The sequence below is a fragment of the Ruegeria sp. ANG-R genome, assembly GCF_000813985.1.
In the GTDB taxonomy this organism is placed as follows: Bacteria; Pseudomonadota; Alphaproteobacteria; order Rhodobacterales; family Rhodobacteraceae; genus Ruegeria.
The window spans coordinates 1-749 of sequence record NZ_JWLJ01000037.1 but is presented as its reverse complement, the minus strand read 5'-3'; the positions used below and the strand labels follow the sequence as shown (position 1 = coordinate 749).

The window sequence follows — 749 nt, the reverse complement described above, 5'->3', positions numbered from 1 at the left end:
GCAACATTGTCGACCTTTCTCAGAATCCATTTTCCACCTGTTTTAGTGACGATCATCCCTGTTTTGATGACAGCCCCACCAACAACATCTGTGACTACTCCTATCACGATGTCGCCACATGCCGCGTCGTTCCCGCCTATGCACTCCTTGGTATTCACCATTGTGCCAATGCCTGGGATGAGAGACAGTTGCTCCCGAACATCTTCTGCGTAGGCAGCATTGCATTGCTGTTCGTTCAAACCCTGGCAGTTTTCCCGGCCCCACTTTTTGCGAAATTCCTCTCGTTCCTCCGCAAAGTCTATTGCCCAATGATTGTCGCCATTATGAGGAATAAGATTGTTCTGGACAGCTGATCGGAAGACCGAAGCCGCAATGGCTACATTTTCGGCATCACCACCCGAAAATAGTAGACCGGTTAATGAACCAAGCAGTGCCGCACGTCGATCCAATTCCTGATGGCTAATACCTTGAGCCAACGGGTCGGTGCCTGCATATATGCTTTGGGCAATTCCACCCGCTGCCCCAGCTTTACAATCCGCACCGGAAGCTTCGGCGGCGGCGCAGCCCGCGAGTGCATGAAGTAGCATATGACCTGCCGAGCCTTCACCACCATTGATGGGGTTGCCGTTCGCGTCAGTGAACAACCCACCGATCTCAAACTGGGCGTCTGCGAGTGCCAGGTTGGTAACTGTCCGTACGAAGCTTGCTGAGAGCCCATCGGCAAAGTCAGTGTCGTAGACAGCCGAGCT

General features: G+C 53.1%; 1 protein-coding gene. It reads right to left on the bottom strand.

Going from position 1 to position 749, the window contains the following annotated elements:
- Positions 1-749 (bottom strand): DUF637 domain-containing protein (locus RA27_RS22975; protein ID WP_039544642.1); only part of this gene is annotated, 749 nt, incomplete at both ends.